Origin of the sequence: Streptomyces sp. NPDC058000, assembly GCF_042886435.1 — a bacterium.
Lineage (GTDB): Bacteria > Actinomycetota > Actinomycetes > Streptomycetales > Streptomycetaceae > Streptomyces.
The window spans coordinates 44,702-64,446 of the sequence record NZ_JBHVQS010000036.1; the positions used below are offsets into that span (position 1 = coordinate 44,702).

Genomic DNA, 19,745 nt, shown 5'->3' on the forward strand with positions numbered 1-19,745 from the left:
TCGATCGACGGTTCCGGGGCGGTTTTGTGTTGCGGTCCGGCTCGCCGCGCGGCCGGTCAGTCGCGGGGGCGGGGGAAGAAGGTGACGTCGAGGTGGGGCGGGAGGGCGTAGGGAGGGGACGGAGTGACGTATGAGAGGTAGAGCTCTTGGAGGGCGGGGAGGGCCTCGATGGGGGAGAGGTCGAGTAGGCCGCCGACCAGGCTGTAGAGCCGGAGAGTGTGGACGCCCGGGAAGGCCGGGAGGGCGGCGGGCAGCAGGGCGCCGAATTCCGGGAGGGGGCGCTTCTCCGTATTGATGAGGCTGAGGGTCTTTACCTGGGGGAGGCGGACGTCCGGGGGAATGCGGAAGGAGGTTTCTCCTCCCGCCAGGCCGAAGGAAAAGTCCGCCAAGCTGTCGAGGCGGGAAAGCGCGCGCCACTGATCGGCGGTGAGGTCGCCCGGGAGCTGCCGTAGCTGGAGGTTCTTCAGGCCCGGCCAGGTGGTGAGGCGGGCGAGGTCGGGAATCCGCGCGCCGACGAGGAGATGGGCCAAGGCGGCATTCGACGGGAGGGCGTCGAGGCCCTCGGGTGGGAGCGGGGCCATGAGTGTCAGGGATTCCAGCCGGTCCAGGCGGTCGAGTCCTGACGGGGTGCGTGTCAGGTCGTCGTTGATGCTGCTTACTCCGAGGGAGCGCAGGGGCAGGTCGGCGAGCGGGGCGACGGATTCGATCGAGGGGCAGTCCTGGAGCGTCAGCGATTTCAGGGCCGGGAACTCCCTCAGGAATCCCAGGTCGCCGAGGACCGGATTGCTCATCAGCGCGAGATGTGTGACCTGCTGGGGGTGCAGGCCCGCCAGGAGTTCCGCGGCGGTGAATGCGCCGCTGACGGTTGCACGGGGGCGCCCGCCGAGGGAATTCAGCAGCTGCAGTTCCTCGTCGGAGGAAACGGTGACGAAGGTGTCTGTGCCGAGGTGCTGGATGACCTCTTCCGCATAGCTGGCGGTGTCGAACTGGTGCCAGCGTGAGCCGAGTTGGACGCGGATCGTGGATGACGGATGGTCCCGGAAGGGCTTGACGCATTCCACGGCCGCGTCGGTGCCTATGGCGGCGGCGGTGTAGATCACTTCCTGGGCCTCGTCGTCCTCCAGGCCGTTCGGGCCGGGTAGGAGTTCCAGGACCAGGGGGCCCGCATCGACGAGCAGGTTCGACTCCTCGCGGGTGCGCGGCGGCAGGATGGACCGCGCCCGCGCGTTGACCGCGTCGCGTACCGAAGGGTCCAGTTCCGTCGCGTGCTCCAGGCAGGCCATGGCGAGCAGGTCGACGCGGAGTTCGCCCCTGGCGAGCAGGCCGCGCAGGAGCTCGACGCGTTCGCGGGGCCGGGCGTGGGCGACGGCCATGCGGATCACGTCCTCCCATTGGGAGTCCGTGGCGTGTTGCAGCAGGAGGCCGAAGTCGCCCTCTTCCACGGCGGCCTTGGCGCCCAGGTAGTCCTGGAAGGTGCGGTGGACGAAGTCCACGGTGCCGGGGGCCGGTTCGCGGAGCAGGCCGCTGCGGTGGAGGAGGTGGCGGAAGACGGCCGGGGCGGGGCCCTGGGAGGCCGCGGCGGGGACGGCCGGGAGGATGTCGGCCAGGATGCGTTCGGCGCGGTCGTGGTCGAGTTCGGTGCGGCCGTTGCGGATCAGCCAGTAGGCGAGGCGCTGGAGGAGCTGGATCTGGGGCTCGTCGGCCAGCTCGATGCCGTCCGGGCCGCGCATGTCGCGTTCCCGGTCGCGGCGGGAGAGCAGCATGCTCAGGGCGGCGTCGTAGAGCTCCTTGCGGCCGTGCGGGAGGTAGCCGCGGCGGTCGCGGTGGAGGGCGCAGATCAGGCCGCACATCAGGGGGTTGGTGGCGAGGCGGCCGAGGTCGGGTTTGGTGCGGACGGCGGTCAGGAGCGACTGCTCGTAGGCGGCGAGGAGGTCGGGCGCATCGGGGTCGGGGGCGGAGGCGCGGTGCCAGCGGGCGATGAAGGCGGCGACCTCGTCGCGGCTCATGGGGGAGAGGGTCAGTTCGTCGAAGCCGTCGGGGGTGAGCCAGTCGTCGCGGACGGCGGACGGGCGGGTGGTGACCAGCCAGAGGTTGCCGGGGAAGGCGTCGAGGAGGTCGCGCAGCCAGCGGCGGGTGGCCTCGCGTTCGTCTTCGGGGATTTCGTCGAGGCCGTCGACGAGGAGGAGGGCGCGGCCGGAGGTGAGGGTGCGGTGGGCCCAGCCGTCGGGCTGGGCGCCGGACACCGGGCTGCCGACGGCGGCCAGGAAGCGGTCCGGGGTGGGGAGGGCGGCGCCGGCGCGGGTGAGGGTGCGGAGGGGGAGGACGAAGGGGACGCGGCCGTAGAGGTGGGGGAGGCCGCTTTCGCCGAGGGGTTTGGTGCAGGAGACGGCCAGCCACTGGACGAGGGTGCTCTTGCCGGAGCCGGCGACGCCGCGGAGCAGGACCCGGTCACGGCCGGTGAGGGCCTGGTCGGCGGGGACGGGGGCGCGGGGCGGCAGGTCCTCGAACGGGTCCTCGGCGCGGCTCGGCCCGGTCGTCTGGAGGCTCATGTACGCGGCGTCCAGGGGCCAGCGGTCCGGGGAGTTGTGCAGGTCGATGCCGTAGATGGTGAGGCGGCCGTGCTTGCGGGCGAGGTGGGAGAGGTACGTGCGCTCGAAGGCGGCGTCGGCGGTACGGGGTGACGGATGCCGCTCGATGAACTCGTCGACGATCGCGATCAGGGCGTCCAGGCTGCGGCTCTGCTGGACCAGTGTGCGGGCGATGAACGTCGAGCGCTGGGTGAAGAAGTGGACGATGTGCAGGCAGGCGGTGCCGGTGAGGGTCTGATGGAGGAGCTCGGCGTCCTGGGACAGCCCGCGGGCGGTCTGCGGGGCGGCGGCCGTCAGGCGCTCCGCCAGGGCGGTGGGGCCGAGGGCGACGGCCTGGACGTCGTCCATGTCGAGGGTGCCGAGGCCGGCGAGGGTTTTGGCCAGGGCGTCGGCGACGGCCGTCTCCTCGTCCTCGGGGATCGGGCGTTCGCCGGGGCCGGCGGACCGTACGGCCCGCCGCACCAGTTCCGCGGCCAGTTTGCGCAGGTCCTTGTCGCTGAGCGTGCGCCGCTCGCCCTTGAAGGAGACGAGGGCGGAGATGCGGACGGGGGCGTCGACGAGGCCGGCGCCCGGGCCCTCCTGGACGAAGAGCTTCTTGACGAGTGGTGCGACGACGCTGGACGCGAGCCGGGCGCCCAGTGCTGACGGGTCCATATGCGGTCCGTTCCCCCTGGCCGGCCCTGGCCCTGGCTGGCCGGTGCTGCCTGCCGGCTGCTGCCTGTGGTGTTGTCCGGATCAGGCTAGAGGGCCGGGTGGGGGCCGGTCAGGCGTTTCGGGATTTCCCTGCGCCCGGGGATGAGGAATTGCGTAACGCGGGTCACAGATTTTCCCGTAACGCGGGTCACATTCCCTTCCGGGATTGTGTAATGCGGGTCACGTGAAGGCTTTGGGATCTCGTGACATGGCGCACAGGGATTTGGGTCCTACTAGCGGGAGTAGGGGAATTCTGGGAGATGGGGGGAAGGGGGGCGGGGAAGGTGAATGCGCAGGTCAGGCCGTATTTTGCGGGCGGTCTGGGGTGTGCTCGCGGTCGTTCCTGGCCGTCCCGGCTATTACGGGTCCCGGTAGTAGGAAGGGGGCCTTGGCGTCAGGGCGGAGGCGGGTTACCAAGGAATGGCAATCCCGGACCGCAGCCGGGAAAACCATTCACTTCTCTCCGGAGGAAAAACCCGCATGTCGAAGTTTGCCGCGATACGTAATTCCAAGAAGTCCGCGAAGAACGGCAAGTTCGCGCTGCGGCATCGGGTGGCTGTCGTGGCCGCCGGTGCCGGTATCACCGCCGCGCTGGGCGCCGGTGTCGCCACCGCCGCCGACGCCGGGCTGCTGCACCTGACCGCGGGCGTCGGCAAGGCCGTCGCCGCGCAGGCCGACGCGCAGGCCAAGGCCGCCACGGACGCCAAGACGGCCGCGGCGAAGGCGAAGGTGGACGCGGCGAAGAAGGCCAACGCCTGGGTGAAGCCGGTCGAGAGCTACGTCCTCGGCGAGCCCTTCGGCATCCCCGGCAGCCACTGGGCGCACAAGCACAGCGGTCAGGACTTCGTCGTGCCGACCGGCACGCAGGTCCACGCCGTCCACGCGGGCACGGTCGTCAAGGCCGGTCCGAACGGTGGCGGCGACGGTCCGGCCTACGGCAACGCGATCGTGATCAAGCACGCCGACGGCATGTACACCCAGTACGCGCACCTGTCACAGATCCAGGTCCAGGTCGGGCAGCAGGTGTCCACGGACCAGCAGATCGGTCTGTCCGGCAGCACCGGCAACTCCACCGGTCCCCACCTGCACTTCGAGGTCCGCACCGGCCCCAACTACGGGTCGGGCATCGAGCCGACCGGATTCCTGCGGGCTCACGGCGACGCCGTCTGAGCTGAATCCGGCCGGGCTGGCCGGCGGCTCGGCGGGTTCGCCGCCGTGACCAGTTCTGTGGCGACCCTGAGGATGGCTTCGCGCTTCTCCTCGGGGTCGCCCGTCACGTTCTGCATCGCGAACATCCCCGCGTGCATCGCGAACAGCGCCGTGATGCAGCGCACCTGGTCGACCAGCTCGGCGTCGTCGTCCTTGAGCAGGTCGTAGAGGGTCAGCATCCGCTCCTTGAAGCGCAGGCCGATGGTCAGGTCCCGGACCGTGGCCTGGTTTTCCTGCATGAAGCGGAAGAGGTCCTCGGAGGAGCGCAGCGATTCGTGGTAGCGCCGGATCACTTCCTGCTTGGTCTCCAAGGTGCGCGGCTGCTCCTGCGCCCAGGTGATCAGCTCGTCGATGGGCCGGCACAGGTCCTCGAAGAGGCTGATGACGATGTCTTCTTTGGTCTTGAAGTGGTAGTAGAGCGCGGCCTTGGTGACGCCCAACCGCTCGGCGATCTCGCGCAGCGAGGTCTTCTCGTAGCCGTGTTCGGAGAACAGCTCCAGGGCGACGTCCTGGATGCGCTGGCGGGTGTTCCCGCGGCGCGGCTGTGATGCGCTGCTCATGCTGCTCTCCTGCGTGACGGCGGTGTCGGTGCGGGGTCCGGGCGCGGCCCGCTTCCCCAGCAATCATCTGCTGCCCCGCTGGTCACGGACGTACCCACCCCGGCATCAAAAAACTTACTTGACGCCCGGCTAGTAACCCTTCTACCTTCTGCACTGTACAGAACTAGCCGGGCGGCAAGTAAGTAAGAATCGATGGGGAAGTGATGGGGATGTCGCGAACAGCGACCCCGACGGGGGAAATACAGGAGCCGGCGCAGGGCACGGGCAAACAGCCCGCCAGCGTGCGCATGGTGGTCTTCGCACTCATGATCGCGATGCTCCTCGCGATGCTCGACAACATGATCGTCGGCACCGCGATGCCGACCATCGTCGGTGAACTGGGCGGGCTGTCGCACCTGTCCTGGGTCGTCACGGCCTACACGCTGGCCACCGCGGCGTCCACGCCGATCTGGGGCAAGCTCGGCGACATGTACGGCCGGAAGGGCGTCTTCCTGACGTCCATCGTGATCTTCCTGGTCGGCTCCGCGCTGTCCGGCATGGCGCAGGACATGGGCCAGCTGATCGGCTTCCGCGCCGTGCAGGGCCTGGGCGCGGGCGGTCTGATGGTGGGCGTCATGGCCATCATCGGCGACCTGGTCCCGCCGCGGGAGCGGGGCAAGTTCCAGGGCATGATGGCCGGCGTCATGGCCGTCGCGATGATCGGCGGACCGCTGGTCGGCGGCACCATCACCGACCACCTCGGCTGGCGCTGGAGCTTCTACATCAACCTGCCGCTCGGCGCGATCGCCCTGATCATGGTCACCGCCGTGCTGCACCTGCCGAAGAAGCGGTCGCAGACCCGGATCGACTACGCGGGCGCGGCCCTGCTGACCATCGGCATCACCTCGCTGGTGCTGCTCACCACCTGGGGCGGCACCGAGTACGACTGGCTGTCGAAGCAGATCGTGGGCCTGGGCGTCCTGGCCGTCGTCGCGCTCGCCGCCTTCGTCGTCGTCGAGACCAAGGTCAGCGACCCGATCATCCCGCTGCGGATCTTCCGGAACGCCAACTTCTCGCTCGTCACGGTCGTCGGCTTCCTGGTCGGCTTCGTGATGTTCGGCTCGATGACCTTCCTGCCGCTGTTCCAGCAGACCGTGCAGGGTGCCTCGGCGACCAACTCCGGTCTGCTGCTCCTGCCGATGCTGCTGGCGATGATGGCGGTCTCGCTGATCGCGGGCCGGGTCACCACCCAGTCCGGCAAGTACAAGATCTTCGTCACCGGCGGCGCCGCGCTGATCACCATCGGCATGGCCCTGCTGTCCCTGATGGACGTCGGCACCACGCGCTTCACGTCCGGCCTCTACATGGCCGTGCTCGGCGCCGGTATGGGCTTCCTGATGCAGACCACGATGCTGATCGCGCAGAACAGCGTCGAGATGAAGGACATGGGCGTCGGCTCCTCGTCCGCGACCCTGTTCCGGACGATCGGCGGCTCGTTCGGCGTCGCGATCCTGGGCGCGCTCTTCACCAACCAGGTGACGTCGACGATGACCACCCGGCTGGGTGCCGCGGCCGGGAAGATGAGCGGCGGCGCGCAGATGGACCCGAAGAAGCTGCCGTCGCTCCCGCCGGTCGTGAAGGACGCGTACGCGCACGCGGTGGCGTCCGGCGCGCACCAGGTGTTCCTGTGGGGCGCGATCGTCAGCGTCATCGGTTTCGTCGCGGCATGGTTCCTCAAGGAGGTCCCGCTGCGGGGCGGCCCGTCGACGAAGTCGGCTGACGCTGACGCCGACGCCGCTGTCGAGCGGCCGATGGTCGTCGAGGCCGTCTGACGGTCTGACCGCCCGCGGACAGCGAACGGCCCCTGGCGTACGTGCGGTTACGTACGCCAGGGGCCGTTTTCCGTTCAGGCGCCGGGCAGTTGGAGCTGGCCGCTCTTGACGGCCGCGACGAACGCCGACCATCCGGCGGCCGGGAACACGAGCGCCGGGCCGTACGGGGTCTTGCTGTCGCGGACGGGGACGAGGCCGGGGAGGGTGTCCGAGACCTCGATGCATTCGCCGCCGTCACCGTTGCTGTAGGTGCTCTTGCGCCAAGTGGCAGTGTTCAGGTCATTCCCGTTGCTGCGCTTCATCTCGATAGCCCCTTGCCGCTTCCTCGATCATGGCCAGGGACGCCTTAGGCGACAGTGCGGCGGCCCTGAGCAGATCGTACGACCTCCGATAGCTCGTCACGAGCGTTGGATAGTCGATGGATTGGCCGGTGAACTCGCCCTCGACGTAGATGAGTGGCGGTGCATCGGGGAACGTCATGACTTTGGCCAGGCCGTGCATCAGGGGATGTGTGGCGGTCGATTCCGGAACGATCTGCAAGACGCTCTGCGTGGACCGGATCACGTTGAGGATGTGTTCCAGTTGCTCGGCCATCCCTGCGGGTGGGAGTACCGACCTACGGATCAAGTCCTCGCGGAGGATCGCCCAGTAGTAGGGGCGTTCCTTTCGCTTCCAGATCTCCGCGCGCTTCAGTCGGGCGCTGACCTTCTCCTCGGCGCTCTCGGGCTCCTCCCACGGCTTGGCTGTTTCGCAGAGCTTCCGCATGTATGCCTCTGTCTGCAACAGGCCAGGGATGACGAACGGCGCCCAGTCCTCGATCGTCGTCGCGGACTTCTCCATGTCGGGGATATCCGCGAAGTACGGTGCATGACCCGCCCGGCGGGCCTTCTGCACCTCGTCGCAGTGGCGCTGGAAAAAGCCGCCGGTCTTGAGCCTCTTGTCGATGTGGATGGCAAGGTCCATCGGCATGCCGAGCTCGCCACGCTCGATTCGGCTGAGCAGCGGTGCGCCGCGGAAACTGCCCTCGACTAACTGGTCGAGCGTGAGGCCCGCACTCTCCCGCAAGAAGCGCAACTCGGCGCCGTAGAAGGACGGGACACTCGCCGCCGGGTCGGTATCCTTGCGCGGGGACATGACTCACCACCACCACTTGTTGGTTGGGCGTGAAAGCCCAATTCCCTTCCAAAGTACGGCGCCCGACGCCAGTCTGTGAGCGATTCGTCACAATGCGCACAGGAAGGTGAATGACCATGGACGACGTGCAGGAATGCGCCGAAGGGCTGCGGTCCGCGTTGAAGGCCAACGGGATCACGCTGCCCTCGCTCGGCGTCGATCTCCCCTCGTTCGCGGGGGCCTACCCGCCCCCGCTCGTCGCGCTCGGTAACTGCAACATGGCCACGGCGCGGAAGTTGGCCGAGGTGCTGCACAAGGCGGCGGCGCGGTGATGACGGTGCGGCTGCTGGCCGTACCGAAGGAGGTGCCGCTGCTGCGGCGGGCGGTGCGGGATCATCTCGGTACGTCGGCATCCTGCGAAGTGGAGTTGTGCGTCAGCGAGTTGGTCGGGAACGTGATCCGGCACGTGGGGGAGGGTACGCCCGTCACCGTGTACGTCGGCAGGACCGCGGACGGGCGGACGCGCGTCGAGGTGACCGATCCGGATCCGCGTGCCCTGCCCGTGCTGCTCCGGGCCGCCGTGGACGACGAGGGCGGGCGCGGGATAGCGCTGCTGGACGCCGTCGCGCTGCGGTGGGGCGTGCGGCAGGAGGAGGCGAGCAAGACCGTGTGGTGCGAGGTCGGGCCCGGTCCGTGTCCGGGTCAGCGGGTGTAGTGGTAGCCCTGGCCCTCGGAGGGGTCGTCGAGGTGGTAGATGCCGCCCTCCGCGGCCACGTAGAGGATGGACGCCTTGCCCGCTTGGCAGCTGCCCTTGGAGTGGGTGGTGTCCACGGCGGCGGAGGTGAGTTCGATGCGGCTGCCGCCGTTCTTGACCCCGTCGAGGCGGGCCACCGTCTCGCAGTGGCCGACGTACGGCACGTCGTAGACGAACCGGGCGGCCTGTTGGCCGACGGCGGCCCGGTAGACGGTGATCTTCTGCGGCTGGTTGCTTATCGCCGGGTAGGACCAGTTGCCGAGGAAGTACGACGGGACCGCGCCGCCGCCGGAGGTGCCGCCGCCGCTGGTGGAACCGGAGCCGCCGGAGCTGCCGGAACCGCCGGACGTACTGCCGCCGCTGCCGCCGCTGCTGCCCGAGGAGCCGGAGCCGCCGCCGGTGGTCGTTCCGCCGGAAGTGTCGGAGGCGCCGCCGGGGCCACCGGCGGGGCTGCCGCCCGGGCCGCCGTTTTGGGGCGCACCGCCGCCGCCGTTCGGCCCTCCGCTGGGCGAGGGGGACGGGCTCTTCGCGCTCGGGGGCGGTGAAGTGGCGGGTGGCGTGGGGGAGTTGGGGTTCTTGTGCGGCGTGTTGTCGCTGCTGCTCGCGCTCGGTGGTGAGGCGTCCGCCCGGTGTCCGCCGTCGCCGGGCAGCAGCATGACCGCGGTGCCGCCGCCGATCGTCACGACGGCGACCATGGGCACCACGATGGGCCAGGGGCGCCTGCGGGCGCGTCGCTCCTGTCCGGGGTCCTCGGCCTTGCCCATTCCCTTGCGCTTGCCCTTGGCCGGGTCCGGCTGCGGGGTGGGGCCGGGGTCGGGGCCGCCCTTCGGCCGGATGTCGACCGTGGCCAGGTCGGTGGGCTGTTCCCGTAGGGGGGCCGCGTCCACGTCGAGGAGGTGGGCCGCGCGTTCGGCGAGGTGGGCGACGATCTCCGGGGGGAGCCAGGAGCCGACGGCGGGCGCGGGGCGGGCGCGGTCCGGGTCGTCCAGCAGGGCGTCCACGTCCGGGCGGTCGGCCACGTCCTTGGTGAGGCAGCGGGCGATCAGGGCCCGCAGGGACGCGTCCGGCACCTGGTCCAGGTCCGGTTCGCTCTCCACGCAGTGGTAGTTGATCGCGTGCGGGTTGGTCACGCCGTTGCCGAAGGCCAGTTGGCCCGTCGCCGCGTACGCCAGGACGCAGCCGAGTGCGAAGACGTCGCTGCGCGGGCCCAGGTCGCGGCCCAGGACCTGTTCGGGCGACATGAAGCCGGGGGAGCCGACGATCAGGCCGGTGCTGGTCAGCAGCGACTCGACGGAGGTCTCCAGGGCGCGGGCGATGCCGAAGTCGATGACGCGGGGGCCCTTGACGGTGAGCATGACGTTGGAGGGCTTGAGGTCGCGGTGGATGATGCCCGCCGTGTGGATGTCCTTCAGCGCCCGCAGCAGGCCGTCGGCGAGGGCGGTGACGGAGGCTACGGGGAGCGGGCCGTAGTGGCGGACGACCTGTTCGAGGGAGAGGCCGGGAACGTAGCCGGTGGCGACCCAGGGGTGGTCGGCGTCCGGGTCCGCGTCGAGTACGGGCGCGGTGTGGCGTTCGCCGACCCGCCGAGCGGCGTCGATCTCCCGCCGGAAGCGGGCGCGGAACTGCGCGTCCGCGACGTGTTCTTCGTGGACGACCTTGACGGCCACGGTGCGTCCGCCCTCGGAGCGGGCGAGGTAGACGCGGCCCATACCGCCGGCGCCGAGCCTGCCGAGCAGCAGATACGGGCCGATCCGCGGCGGGTCGTTCGCCTTGAGGGGTTGGACGCCCTCGATGTCGTCGCCCTGGTCGTCGGCGCTTCCGCTGCTCATGGTGGTGTGGTCCCCCGGAACTACCGCCTACGTGTCTGCCGAAGGGGAGGACGTGTAGTGAGGGGGGATGGTTCTGTCCAACTGGGCAGTAGGAGCGGGGAGATGGGCCGGACCCGCACCCACCGTAGGGCGAGCGCTCAGCGGTCCGGCAGCTGGATCACCGGGAAGCTGCCGGTGGCGGTCGGGGCGTTCTCCGGGAGCCAGAGGACCGAGATCGCGCCCGTCGAACCGTCCGTCAGCTCGTCGGCGTTGCGGAAGGTGAGGCGGGCGCCCAGGACGCGGGCCTGGCCGACGGCGATGGTCAGGCCCAGGCCGTGGCCGACGCCGGCCCGGTCGCTGCTGCCGGTGCGGAAGCGGCTCGGGCCCTCGCGGAGCAGGGCTTCGGGGAAGCCGGTGCCGTGGTCGCGGACCCGGATGACGCGGCCCTCGACGGTGACCTCGATGGGCGGCTTGCCGTGCCGGGAGGCGTTGGCGATCAGGTTGCCCAGGATGCGTTCGAGGCGGCGGGGGTCGGTGGAGACCTCGGCGTCGCGGAGCACCTCGACGGTGACGCCGGAGTCGAGGGCGCGGACCCGTCGGGTGACGAACTCGCCCAGGGCGACGTCCTGGAGCTCGGCGCGCTCGGCGTGGCCGTCCAGGCGGGCCACCTCCAGCACGTCCTCGACGAGGGTGCGCATGGCCTGCGCCCGGTCGCGGACCAGCTCCGAGGGGCGGCCGGGGGGCAGGAGTTCGGCGGCGGTCAGCAGGCCCGTCACCGGGGTGCGCAGCTCGTGGGCGATGTCGGCGGTCACCCGGCGCTCGGCCTCGATGCGCTGCTGGAGCGCGTCGGACATGGCGTCCACGGCCCAGGCCAGGTCGTCCGTCTCGTCGCGGACCCGGCCGCCGCCCACCTCGTCCCGGATCCGGACGGAGGTGTCGCCGTCGGCGAGCTTCCCGGCGGCCGCGGCCGCCTTCCGGAGCCGCTTGGAGAGCCGGCCGCCCACCAGGACGCCCAGCGCGCAGCCGCCGACCACCACGGCCGTGGAGCCGATCAGCAGCGCCTGGTCGAGGTCGTCGAGGACGGCGAAGCGGTCGGGGAAACGGTCGTGGAGGGACAGGATGCGGCCGTTGCCGAGGGGGGAGGCGGCCCAGACCTCAGGGGCGGTCTGGCCGGTGTCCTCCAGGTAGGTGGCCCGTTCGCCCTCGGTGACCTCCTTGCGGAGGGCCTTGGGCAGCGCCGGGTCGTCGATCTTCGCGCCGAACTGGAGGCGGTTGGTGGACTCGAAGATCTTCTGCGTGAAGTTGAGGCGTTCTATCTGGACGTCGCGGCTGTTGTCGAGCATGGAGACCCGCGCGGCGTTGTGCACGACAAGGCTCAACGCCACCGCGACCAGCGCCCCGACGAGCGCGATCGCGGCGCTGAGTTTCCATCTCAGGCCCGTTCGCAGGGCCAGCCTGACCACCGGAGGTGTCAGCCTCTCAGCTTGTATCCGAAGCCGCGGACCGTCTCGATCCGGTCCTGGCCGATCTTGCCGCGCAGCCGCTGGACGTGGACGTCCACGACCCGGGTGTCACCGCCCCAGCCGTAGTCCCACACCCGCTCCAGCAGCCGGTCGCGGGAGAGGACGGTGTTCGGTGCGGAGGAGAACTCCAGCAGCAGCCGCATCTCGGTCGGCGTCAGCGCGACCGTCTCGCCGCCCTTGCGGACCTCCATGCCCTCGGTGTCGATCTCCAGGTCACCGAAGCGCAGCACGGTCTCGACGACGAGGCCGTCCGGCTCGTTGCCGCCCCCCGCACGGTCGTCCGGGCCGCTGGCGTGGCCGAAGCGGCGGAGCACGGCGCGGATCCGGGCGACCAGCACCGCGCCGTCGAACGGCTTGGTGACGTAGTCGTCGGCGCCGGCCTCCAGGCCGAGCACCACATCGATCGAGTCGGCGCGGGCGGACAGCATGATCACGGGGACCGTGGACTCGTCGCGGATGCGCCGGCACAGGCTGACGCCGTCGAGTCCGGGGACCATGACGTCGAGCAGGGCGATATCGGGACGATTGGCGCGGAACGCCTCCAGGCCCGCGAGCCCGTCGGGCATGGCGGTGACGACGAAGCCGTCGCGCTCCAGCGCGAGTTGGGTGGCTTCGCGGATGACGTCGTCGTCCTCGACGAAAAGAACGTGGGTGTCGGCCATGCGGTGTCTCAGCCCTCCGATCCCGTGGTGCCGACGGCGGTGCCGGCGATGCCGTCCGGGGTGTCGTCGACGGCGGTCTTGCTGTAGTCGGTGTGATAGCGGTCGTACTCGGTGAAGTGGTTGTTCGCCCAGTGGTACGTCATCACATCTTCCCCCGAGGGGCAGCACACCTTGTCACCCGAGGCGTAGGTCTGCCGGGAAACCTCCAGCTCACCCTTGTCCACACCGGCGTAGACCGACGGCTGCTCGTTCGCATACACGTTGTCATACCCATCGGGGGAGCCGGCCTGCTCGCGGTAGACGAACGAGCCGAGACCGACGGAATCCGCGCAGGTCATGACGTTGACGATGACGTCTGGGGACTTGCTGCCGGTCAGCGAGGCGTAGGTGACCTCTATGGGGTACTCGTCCGCCGCGCACGGTTTGGCGACCGCCCGCTTCACGTCCGCGCTGACCTTCGGGTCGGCGGCGAGCAGCTTGACCGCGTTGACCTTCTTGTAGTTCGTGCTGGGCGTGGGCGACGGCGAGGAGCTCACCGCGCCCCGGGGCGCGGGAGTGTTGCCGGCGGAGCCCTCCTTGCGGATCCCCTCGCCCCCGGGATTGCAGCCGGCAAGCAAAAGGCCGACGGCGGCCACACCTGCTGTGGCCGCGCCGCCCTTGGTCAAGCCGCTTCTGGTCAGGCTCCTGGTCAGCCTGTATCTGGACAATCCGCTCCTGCTTACCGTGCCGCTCGCACAGCCGCCGATCTTGTTGCCGCCGGGTGCCCGGCCGCTGCTCTTCATGAGATTGTCGCGCGCCAAGCTGTGAGCCGAGCTGTGGGCTTGGTTACGTCACCGGCCGGGCCGCGGTCCGCGATCCCCATCGTGCCGGGTGACGTGGTCCCCGTCGTGCCGGGTGACGTGGTCCCCGTCGTGCCGTGTGACGCGTTCCGAGCCGTGTCGTGTGACGCGTTCCCCGTCGTGCCGACCGACGCCTTCCGCGGCGTGTCGTCGGCGGTGTTTCCCGTCGTGCCGGCGGTCAGGCCGCGCAACGCTCCCGCTCCTGCTCCCCGCGCTCCAGGATCCGAGCGTCTATGTCGCGGCTCTCCAGCTCCTGGCGGAGCCGGGCGAGGGCCCGGTGCAGGGTGCTCTTGACGGTGCCGGTGGACATGCCGAGCGCGGCCGCCGTCTCCTCGGTGCTCATCTGCTCCCAGTGGCGCAGCACGACGACGCTGCGCTGCTTGGGGGCGAGCACGCCGAGGATGTCCATCAGCAGGGCCCGGTCGGCGCGCTGCTCGGTGCCGTCGTCGACGCTGGCGTCCGGGAGCTGCTCGGTGGGCACCTCCTCCAGCTTGCGGGCGCGCCACCACTCGGTGCGGGTGTTGATCATGACGCGGCGGAGGTATGCGTCCGCCAGCGACTTGTCCGCGATGCCGTCCCAGCGGCCGTAGGTACGCACGAGGGCCGTCTGCAGGAGGTCCTGGGCGTCGACGGGGTCCGGCACCAGGCGCCGGGCGCTGCGCAGCAGGGCATCCTGCCGGGTCCGCACGTACTCTTCGAAGTCCAGTACCTTGCCGCCGCTGGTCGCCATACCGACGCCTCCGATCCGCTTTCGTTTCCCCGCGTTGTCCGTGCCGGCGGTCATCTCCAGCACGGGGATGACGCTACGGAGGGGGTGTTGCGACGTAATGTGCGTCGGACCCTCAGCGAGTGCACGGAAAACCCTCGGTTGTGTAACAGCCCGCTGGGGGTCATACCTCGGACGTACAGGGGCTCCGGCGGCGTCATACTCGCGACGGATGAGAGGCCCCCAACAAGAGGGACGAAAGTCCCACGGGGGCCGCGTGGGGCGCCCGTGACGGCCGACGAGGGGCAAAACGCGCCTTATCGGGGCGCTTTTCAGCCGCTTCCTCGGGCGGTCGGTTTCGGGCGGCGGCCCGGTTGTCGACGGTGTGTCCCGGTCTTCCGGTTTCCTGTGCCGCGGCTTCCGGTCGCCCGGTTGTCGTTGCTCGGCTTCGGGTCGCCCCGTTTCCTGTCTCGCGGCTTCCTGTCTCGCGGTTTCCGGTGTCCCGGTGGACGTACGTCGACGGGCGCGGCCCCGAGGAGGGACCGCGCCCGTATAAGACGTGGCGAACGGCGGTGGCGTTACATGACGGGCTCGTGACGTAGACGACGCCGGCTGGTCGGATCCTCGGGGCCGTCGGGGCCGTCGGGTCGGTCAGGTCTGCCGGGTCTGCCGGGGCCGTCGGTCAGGAGTGCGGCAACCGGTAGCGGCCGCCGCCCAGCGGCTCCACCAGGCCGTCCGACACCAGACCGTCCAGCGCGCGGGCCCGCTGCACCGGCTCGTCCCACACCGCGTCCAGAACGCCCTGCGGCACCGGCGTGACCGCCTCGCGCAGAACGGCGAGCAGCTTGCCGCGCACCTGGCGGTCGGTCCCGGCGTACGCCTGGGTGCGGCGTGGTGGACCCTCGTGGGCCGGCGATCCGGCCTGCTGCCAGGCGCACTGCGCGGCGATCGGGCAGCGGTGGCACTCCGGGCCGCGCGCCGTGCACACCAGGGCGCCCAGCTCCATCGTGCCCGCCGCCCAGCGCGCCGCGAGGTTCTCGTCCTCGGGGAGCAGGGCGCGGGCGAGCTTGCGTTCGGCGGCGGTGGTGGCGTTCGGCGGGTACTGGCGGCCGGTGACGGCGCGGGCGAAGACCCGCCGCACGTTGGTGTCCAGCACCGCGTGCCGCTGCCCGTAGGCGAAGGACGCGACGGCCGCCGCGGTGTACTCGCCGACGCCGGGCAGCGCCAGCAGTTGGGCGTGTTCACGGGGGACGTCGCCGCCGTGGCGCTCCTGTATGGCGGAGGCCGCGGCGTGCAGCCGTAGCGCGCGCCGCGGATAGCCGAGCCGGCCCCAGGCGCGCACCGCCTCGCCGGGCGGCTCCGCGGCGAGGTCGGCCGGCCGCGGCCAGCGGGCCAGCCACTGCTCGTACACCGGCAGCACGCGACTGACCGGCGTCTGCTGCAGCATGAACTCGCTCACCATCACGCCCCAGGCACCCGCCTCGGGGCGGCGCCAGGGCAGGTCGCGGGCGTGCTCGGCGAACCAGTCGGTGACCGGGCCGTGCAGCCCGGTCCCGTCCGTGGCCTCCGCGGCCGAAGCGGCGGCGGAGGCGTTCTCGGCGGCGGAAGTCAGGGCACTGGGAATGGCATGCGTGGAAGTCATGGCACTGCCGATCCTGGCACGCCCGCCCGCCCCCGAGAAACGCACCGGCCCCGCCCCGCCGCGCGCCCACCCACTCGCAGGAAGGGCGGCCGACGGCGGGCGAGGGCCACCGGGGTCGCACCGGCCACCGGGCCGCGGGCCGGTGCGCGTGGGGCGGCGGGGGCGTACGAGGATGCAGATATGGAGGAGAAGAGCGGTACGAGCGGTACACGGGGCGTCGAAGGCCGGGCGGAAGCGGTCGGGGCAGCGGCAGGGGGAGCGGCGGGGGATGCCGTCCGGGAAGCGGCCGGGGAAACGCCCGGGGAAGCAGTCGGGGAAGCAGTCGGTGGAGCGGCGTGTCCGGCCGGTATCCGGCGGGCGCTGGCCGGGCACACCACGGTGACGCTGGCGTACGCGGACGAGGACGGGCCGCAGGCGTGCGCGGTGCTCTACGCGGCCGGGGCCGCCGCCGACGGGGCGCCGGTGCTGTACTTCGTCACCGCGGCACGCACCCGGCACGGCCGGGCCCTGGGCGAGCCCGGTGCGCGGGTGGCGTTCACGGTGCAGCGGGACGGCCAGGAGTGGAGCGGGCTGACCGGCATTCAGGGGCGCGGTGGCTGCCGCCCGTTGAGCGGGGCCGAACGGGACGCCGGATGGCACGCCTACACCGCGCGCTTCCCCTTCGTCGAGGCCGACGACCGGCTGCGCGCGGCCCTGGAGCGGACCGCGCTGTGGGAACTGCGTCCCGACTGGCTGCGCCTGATCGACAACGCGCAGGGTTTTGGCCACAAGGAGGAGTGGCGGGCGTAGCGGCCCTCCGGGACGGGTGCCGGCTACGCCGCCTCCGGGACGGGGTGCCGGTTACGCCTCTCCGGGACAGATACCGGTTACGCCGCCTCCGGGACGGGCGTCGGTTATGCCGCTACCAGGACGCGCCAGCGGCCGTCCCGTAGTCGGAGGACCAGGCCGGTCACCGGACCGGTGAGGAGCGCCGCGCTCAGGGCCGCGACCAGGGTGCCCAGGCCGAGGCCGACCAGGACGTCGTGCGGGTAGTGGACGCCGACGAAGATCCGGGAGAAGCCGGTGAGCAGGGCGACCGGCAGGGCCAGCCAGAGGGCGGTCCGCCAGGCCAGGACGATGCCGATGGCCAGCGCCGCGGCGAGCGTCGAGTGGTTGCTGGGGAAGGACCAGTCGCCGTGCGGCGGGCAGGGCACGATCGGGGCGGGCGCGCCGGCCACCGCGCGGCACGGCCGTTCCTCGGTCACCAGGCTCTTGACGACCTCACTCAGGACGTAGGCGAGCAGGGTGGCCACCGGCACCAGCAGCGCCCGGGCGACCCGGTGCGCGTCGATGCCGCGGGCCCGCCACCACGCCAGCACGGCGACGGCCATCAGGAGCAGCAGCCCACCGGAGGTACCGATATCGGCCAACGAGCGGAGCCAGTCCGGGGACCGGTGGGCGAGCCCGGTCACGTCGAGATAGAGAGCGGTGCTGTTCATGGCCGACGACGGTACGGAATTCCGAGGGCGGTGCGGAATCGAGGGCCGGGCTCCGTATCTGACGAATGGTCAGGAAGGCCGGAAAGTGCCGGTGCGGGCGACTGCGGACCGTCACCGGGCTGATGATGAGAAAAGTTGCAGCCCGATGCGGCGGGTACTGGCCGGTGCCGGTCCGGATCTCTCGTAGAGTTTTCGCGTGGGATCACTGCGCAATCCGATCGGGCCGCTTCCCTCCTCCATCTACTGGCGGCGGAGGGCCGTTGCGCTGGCCGTCGTCGTCCTCCTCGCCGTCCTGGTGGTGTGGGTGCTCACCATGGGTGGGAGCGACGAGAAGACGGCCAACGAGGGCAAGGGCCCGCAGGGATCCGGACCCGCGGCCTCCATCACGCCCGGGCCCGCGCCCAGTGGCCCGGCGATCAGCCAAAAGCCCGGTGGCCGCGATGAGTCGGGTGCCGGCGGGGCGTCGGGATCGAGTGGCGGTTCAGGGTCCGGATCCGGGGGCGGCGCCGGCTCGGACGGCGGCAGCGGGGGTTCCGGCGGCGGTTCCGGGGCGGGCGGTGCCGGCTCCGGCGGGACGCCGATCGGCCGGGCCGCGGGCGGCGACACGGTCGCGGCGGGCCCGTCGCTCCCCAACTGCGGTGCCGACACGGTCAAGTTGACGCTCAAGAGCGGCAAGAACTCCTACGCGCCCAATGACAAGCCGAAGTTCGAGCTGACCGTGCAGAACTCCGGTGGTGCGGCGTGCAAGGTGGACCTCGGGCGCAAGGCGGCGGTGCTCACCATCACCGACACCGCCGGCGACGACCGGGTGTGGGCCTCCGACGACTGCTCGACCGGCGCCGGCCCGGCGCTGCTCCAGGTCCCCGCCAAGGGCGCGGTGACCCGCACCGTCGAGTGGGACCGGCGGGCCAGCGGTCCCCAGTGCGCCACGCCGAGCGCGGCGGCGGTGCCGGCCGGCACGTATCTGATCGAGGCGAAGGTGCCGGGGCTGACGGCGGTCCACACGTCGTTCGTGCTGGCCAAGGACTGAGGCCGGCCGGGGCGGTGACCCGGCTGTGGTGACGGTGCTCGGGTGTGACGGCGCTTTGGTGGTGACGGTGCTCGGGTGTGATGGTGCTCCGGTGGTGACGGCGCTTCGGAAGAGTCGCCTCCGGAAGATGTGCCTCCGGAAGTTCCGCCCGTAGGGGATCCGCTCAGAGCGTGCACCGGTGTTGGCGGCCGGGCCGCTCGGGCACAGTCCCCGCCATGAAGCTTCTGATTCTGGGCGGTACGGAGTTCGTAGGACGGGCGGTGGCCGAGGCGGCGCTGGCCCGGGACTGGGACGTCACGGTCTTCCACCGGGGACGGCACGCGGCACCCGAGGGGGTCACCGTGCTCCACGGCGACCGGCTGGCGGCGGGCGGACTGGCCGCCCTGGAGGACGGCGCGTGGGACGCCGTCGTGGACACCTGGAGCACCGCGCCGGTCGCGGTCGGGGACGCGGCCCGACTGCTGGCCGACCGGGTGGGGACCTACGCGTACGTCTCCACCGCCTCGGTGTACGCCTACCCGCCCACCCAGCGGATCAGCGAGACGGCGCCACTGGTGACGGGCGCCGACCCGGCCGCCACCGACGCCGACGACTACGCGCGGGCCAAACGGGGCGGCGAACTCGCCGCGCTCGACGCGTTCGGGGACGACCGGACGCTGCTGGTCCGCGCCGGGCTGATCCTCGGCCCGTACGAGAACATCGGGCGGCTGCCGTGGTGGCTGACCCGGATCGCCCGCGGCGGACCGGTCCTCGCGCCGGGGCCGCGCGACCTGCCGTTGCAGTACATCGACGCCCGCGACCTCGCGGAGTGGACCCTGGACGCCGTACGGGACGGCCGGTCCGGCGCGTACAACCTGGTGAGCGAGCCGGGGCACACCACGATGGGCGAGCTGCTGGAGAGCTGCGTGCGGGTCACCGGTTCGTCGGCGGAACTGCGGTGGACGGAGCCGGCGGACGTGCTCGCGGCGGACATCGAGCCGTGGATGGAGCTGCCGATCTGGCTGCCGCCGGGTGAGGTCCACGACGTGATGCACGGCGGCGACGTCGCCAAGGCGGTGGCGGCCGGGCTGCGCTGCCGGCCGGTCGGCGAGACGGTGGCGGACACCTGGGAGTGGCTCGGCCGCATCGGCGGGGCGGCCCCGCAGCGCCCGGACCGGCCGGCGCTGGGGCTGCCGGCGGAGAAGGAGGCGGCGGTGTTGCAGCGGTAGGCGGCCTGGCGGTGGGTGGCCCTGGGGTGGGGCCGGCGGTGCGGCGGGGTATGGCGGTGCGGGACGGCCGCGGGTGGGGGCGTTGGGCCCTAAGGGGGGTGCGAACAGATCCCGTAGGGGA

General features: G+C 71.3%; 18 protein-coding genes. 7 read left to right on the forward strand and 11 right to left on the reverse strand.

Annotation, left to right across the window (positions count from 1 at the left end; all coding sequences use genetic code 11):
- Nucleotides 1-56 precede the first annotated feature (56 nt).
- The gene (locus tag ACFVT2_RS28430) at nt 57-3,242 is read right to left on the reverse strand and encodes an NACHT domain-containing protein (protein ID WP_390022403.1); all 3,186 of its coding nucleotides are present in this window, start codon (nt 3,240-3,242) and stop codon (nt 57-59) included.
- Between the two features lie 519 nt (nt 3,243-3,761).
- On the opposite strand from ACFVT2_RS28430, the gene ACFVT2_RS28435 reads away from it, so the two are divergent.
- Nucleotides 3,762-4,451, forward strand: coding sequence for a M23 family metallopeptidase (locus tag ACFVT2_RS28435; protein ID WP_390022404.1), 690 nt, complete (start codon nt 3,762-3,764; stop codon nt 4,449-4,451).
- On the opposite strand, the gene ACFVT2_RS28440 is transcribed toward ACFVT2_RS28435, so the two are convergent.
- Nucleotides 4,433-5,050, reverse strand: a complete 618-nt coding sequence (locus tag ACFVT2_RS28440; protein WP_390022405.1) for a TetR/AcrR family transcriptional regulator — start codon at nt 5,048-5,050, stop codon at nt 4,433-4,435. The genes ACFVT2_RS28435 and ACFVT2_RS28440 overlap by 19 nt on opposite strands.
- A gap of 203 nt (nt 5,051-5,253) precedes the next feature.
- On the opposite strand from ACFVT2_RS28440, the gene ACFVT2_RS28445 reads away from it, so the two are divergent.
- Nucleotides 5,254-6,861 (forward strand): MDR family MFS transporter, encoded by a 1,608-nt coding sequence (locus ACFVT2_RS28445; protein ID WP_390022406.1) that lies wholly within the window; start codon nt 5,254-5,256, stop codon nt 6,859-6,861.
- Between the two features lie 74 nt (nt 6,862-6,935).
- Here ACFVT2_RS28445 and ACFVT2_RS28450 read toward each other — a convergent pair whose 3' ends face one another.
- Both ACFVT2_RS28450 and ACFVT2_RS28455 read right to left on the reverse strand, forming a co-directional pair.
- Nucleotides 6,936-7,163, reverse strand: coding sequence for a DUF397 domain-containing protein (locus tag ACFVT2_RS28450; protein ID WP_390022408.1), 228 nt, complete (start codon nt 7,161-7,163; stop codon nt 6,936-6,938).
- A complete protein-coding gene (locus ACFVT2_RS28455; protein ID WP_390022409.1) occupies nt 7,141-7,995 on the reverse strand; it encodes a helix-turn-helix domain-containing protein in 855 nt (284 codons plus the stop codon). The genes ACFVT2_RS28450 and ACFVT2_RS28455 overlap by 23 nt, the downstream gene beginning before the upstream one ends.
- Nucleotides 7,996-8,111: 116 nt before the next feature.
- On the opposite strand from ACFVT2_RS28455, the gene ACFVT2_RS28460 reads away from it, so the two are divergent.
- Together ACFVT2_RS28460 and ACFVT2_RS28465 are read left to right on the forward strand one after the other, a co-directional pair.
- Nucleotides 8,112-8,306 (forward strand): hypothetical protein, encoded by a 195-nt coding sequence (locus ACFVT2_RS28460; protein WP_390022455.1) that lies wholly within the window; start codon nt 8,112-8,114, stop codon nt 8,304-8,306.
- Complete coding sequence (locus ACFVT2_RS28465) at nt 8,306-8,689, forward strand: ATP-binding protein (protein WP_390022410.1); 384 nt, start codon at nt 8,306-8,308, stop codon at nt 8,687-8,689. Before ACFVT2_RS28460 ends, ACFVT2_RS28465 begins: the two co-directional genes overlap by 1 nt.
- On the opposite strand, the gene ACFVT2_RS28470 is transcribed toward ACFVT2_RS28465, so the two are convergent.
- The 6 genes from ACFVT2_RS28470 to ACFVT2_RS28495 form a co-directional block, all read right to left on the reverse strand.
- Nucleotides 8,677-10,557 (reverse strand): serine/threonine-protein kinase, encoded by a 1,881-nt coding sequence (locus ACFVT2_RS28470; RefSeq protein ID WP_390022411.1) that lies wholly within the window; start codon nt 10,555-10,557, stop codon nt 8,677-8,679. The two genes, ACFVT2_RS28465 and ACFVT2_RS28470, sit on opposite strands and share 13 nt — an antisense overlap.
- 137 nt (nt 10,558-10,694) lie before the next feature.
- Nucleotides 10,695-11,999, reverse strand: coding sequence for a two-component system sensor histidine kinase CseC (gene cseC / locus ACFVT2_RS28475; protein WP_390022412.1), 1,305 nt, complete (start codon nt 11,997-11,999; stop codon nt 10,695-10,697).
- An 8-nt stretch (nt 12,000-12,007) separates the two neighbouring features.
- The gene (gene cseB, locus ACFVT2_RS28480) at nt 12,008-12,721 is read right to left on the reverse strand and encodes a two-component system response regulator CseB (RefSeq protein WP_390022413.1); all 714 of its coding nucleotides are present in this window, start codon (nt 12,719-12,721) and stop codon (nt 12,008-12,010) included.
- 8 nt (nt 12,722-12,729) lie between these two features.
- Nucleotides 12,730-13,386: a hypothetical protein gene (locus ACFVT2_RS28485; protein WP_390022456.1), complete on the reverse strand. Its 657-nt coding sequence runs from the start codon at nt 13,384-13,386 to the stop codon at nt 12,730-12,732.
- A 352-nt stretch (nt 13,387-13,738) separates the two neighbouring features.
- A complete protein-coding gene (locus tag ACFVT2_RS28490) occupies nt 13,739-14,290 on the reverse strand; it encodes a SigE family RNA polymerase sigma factor (RefSeq protein ID WP_248016652.1) in 552 nt (183 codons plus the stop codon).
- A 658-nt stretch (nt 14,291-14,948) separates the two neighbouring features.
- Nucleotides 14,949-15,908 carry an A/G-specific adenine glycosylase gene (locus ACFVT2_RS28495; RefSeq protein WP_390022414.1) on the reverse strand — a complete coding sequence of 320 codons (960 nt, stop codon included), beginning with the start codon at nt 15,906-15,908 and terminating at the stop codon, nt 14,949-14,951.
- A gap of 180 nt (nt 15,909-16,088) precedes the next feature.
- On the opposite strand from ACFVT2_RS28495, the gene ACFVT2_RS28500 reads away from it, so the two are divergent.
- Nucleotides 16,089-16,697: a pyridoxamine 5'-phosphate oxidase gene (locus ACFVT2_RS28500; protein WP_390022415.1), complete on the forward strand. Its 609-nt coding sequence runs from the start codon at nt 16,089-16,091 to the stop codon at nt 16,695-16,697.
- A 104-nt stretch (nt 16,698-16,801) separates the two neighbouring features.
- On the opposite strand, the gene ACFVT2_RS28505 is transcribed toward ACFVT2_RS28500, so the two are convergent.
- The gene (locus ACFVT2_RS28505) at nt 16,802-17,386 is read right to left on the reverse strand and encodes a phosphatase PAP2 family protein (protein ID WP_390022416.1); all 585 of its coding nucleotides are present in this window, start codon (nt 17,384-17,386) and stop codon (nt 16,802-16,804) included.
- A gap of 196 nt (nt 17,387-17,582) precedes the next feature.
- On the opposite strand from ACFVT2_RS28505, the gene ACFVT2_RS28510 reads away from it, so the two are divergent.
- Both ACFVT2_RS28510 and ACFVT2_RS28515 read left to right on the forward strand, forming a co-directional pair.
- The gene (locus tag ACFVT2_RS28510) at nt 17,583-18,416 is read left to right on the forward strand and encodes a hypothetical protein (RefSeq protein WP_390022417.1); all 834 of its coding nucleotides are present in this window, start codon (nt 17,583-17,585) and stop codon (nt 18,414-18,416) included.
- 215 nt (nt 18,417-18,631) lie between these two features.
- Entirely contained in the window at nt 18,632-19,624 is a 993-nt protein-coding gene (locus tag ACFVT2_RS28515; protein ID WP_390022419.1) for an NAD-dependent epimerase/dehydratase family protein, read from the forward strand.
- Nucleotides 19,625-19,745 lie beyond the last annotated feature (121 nt).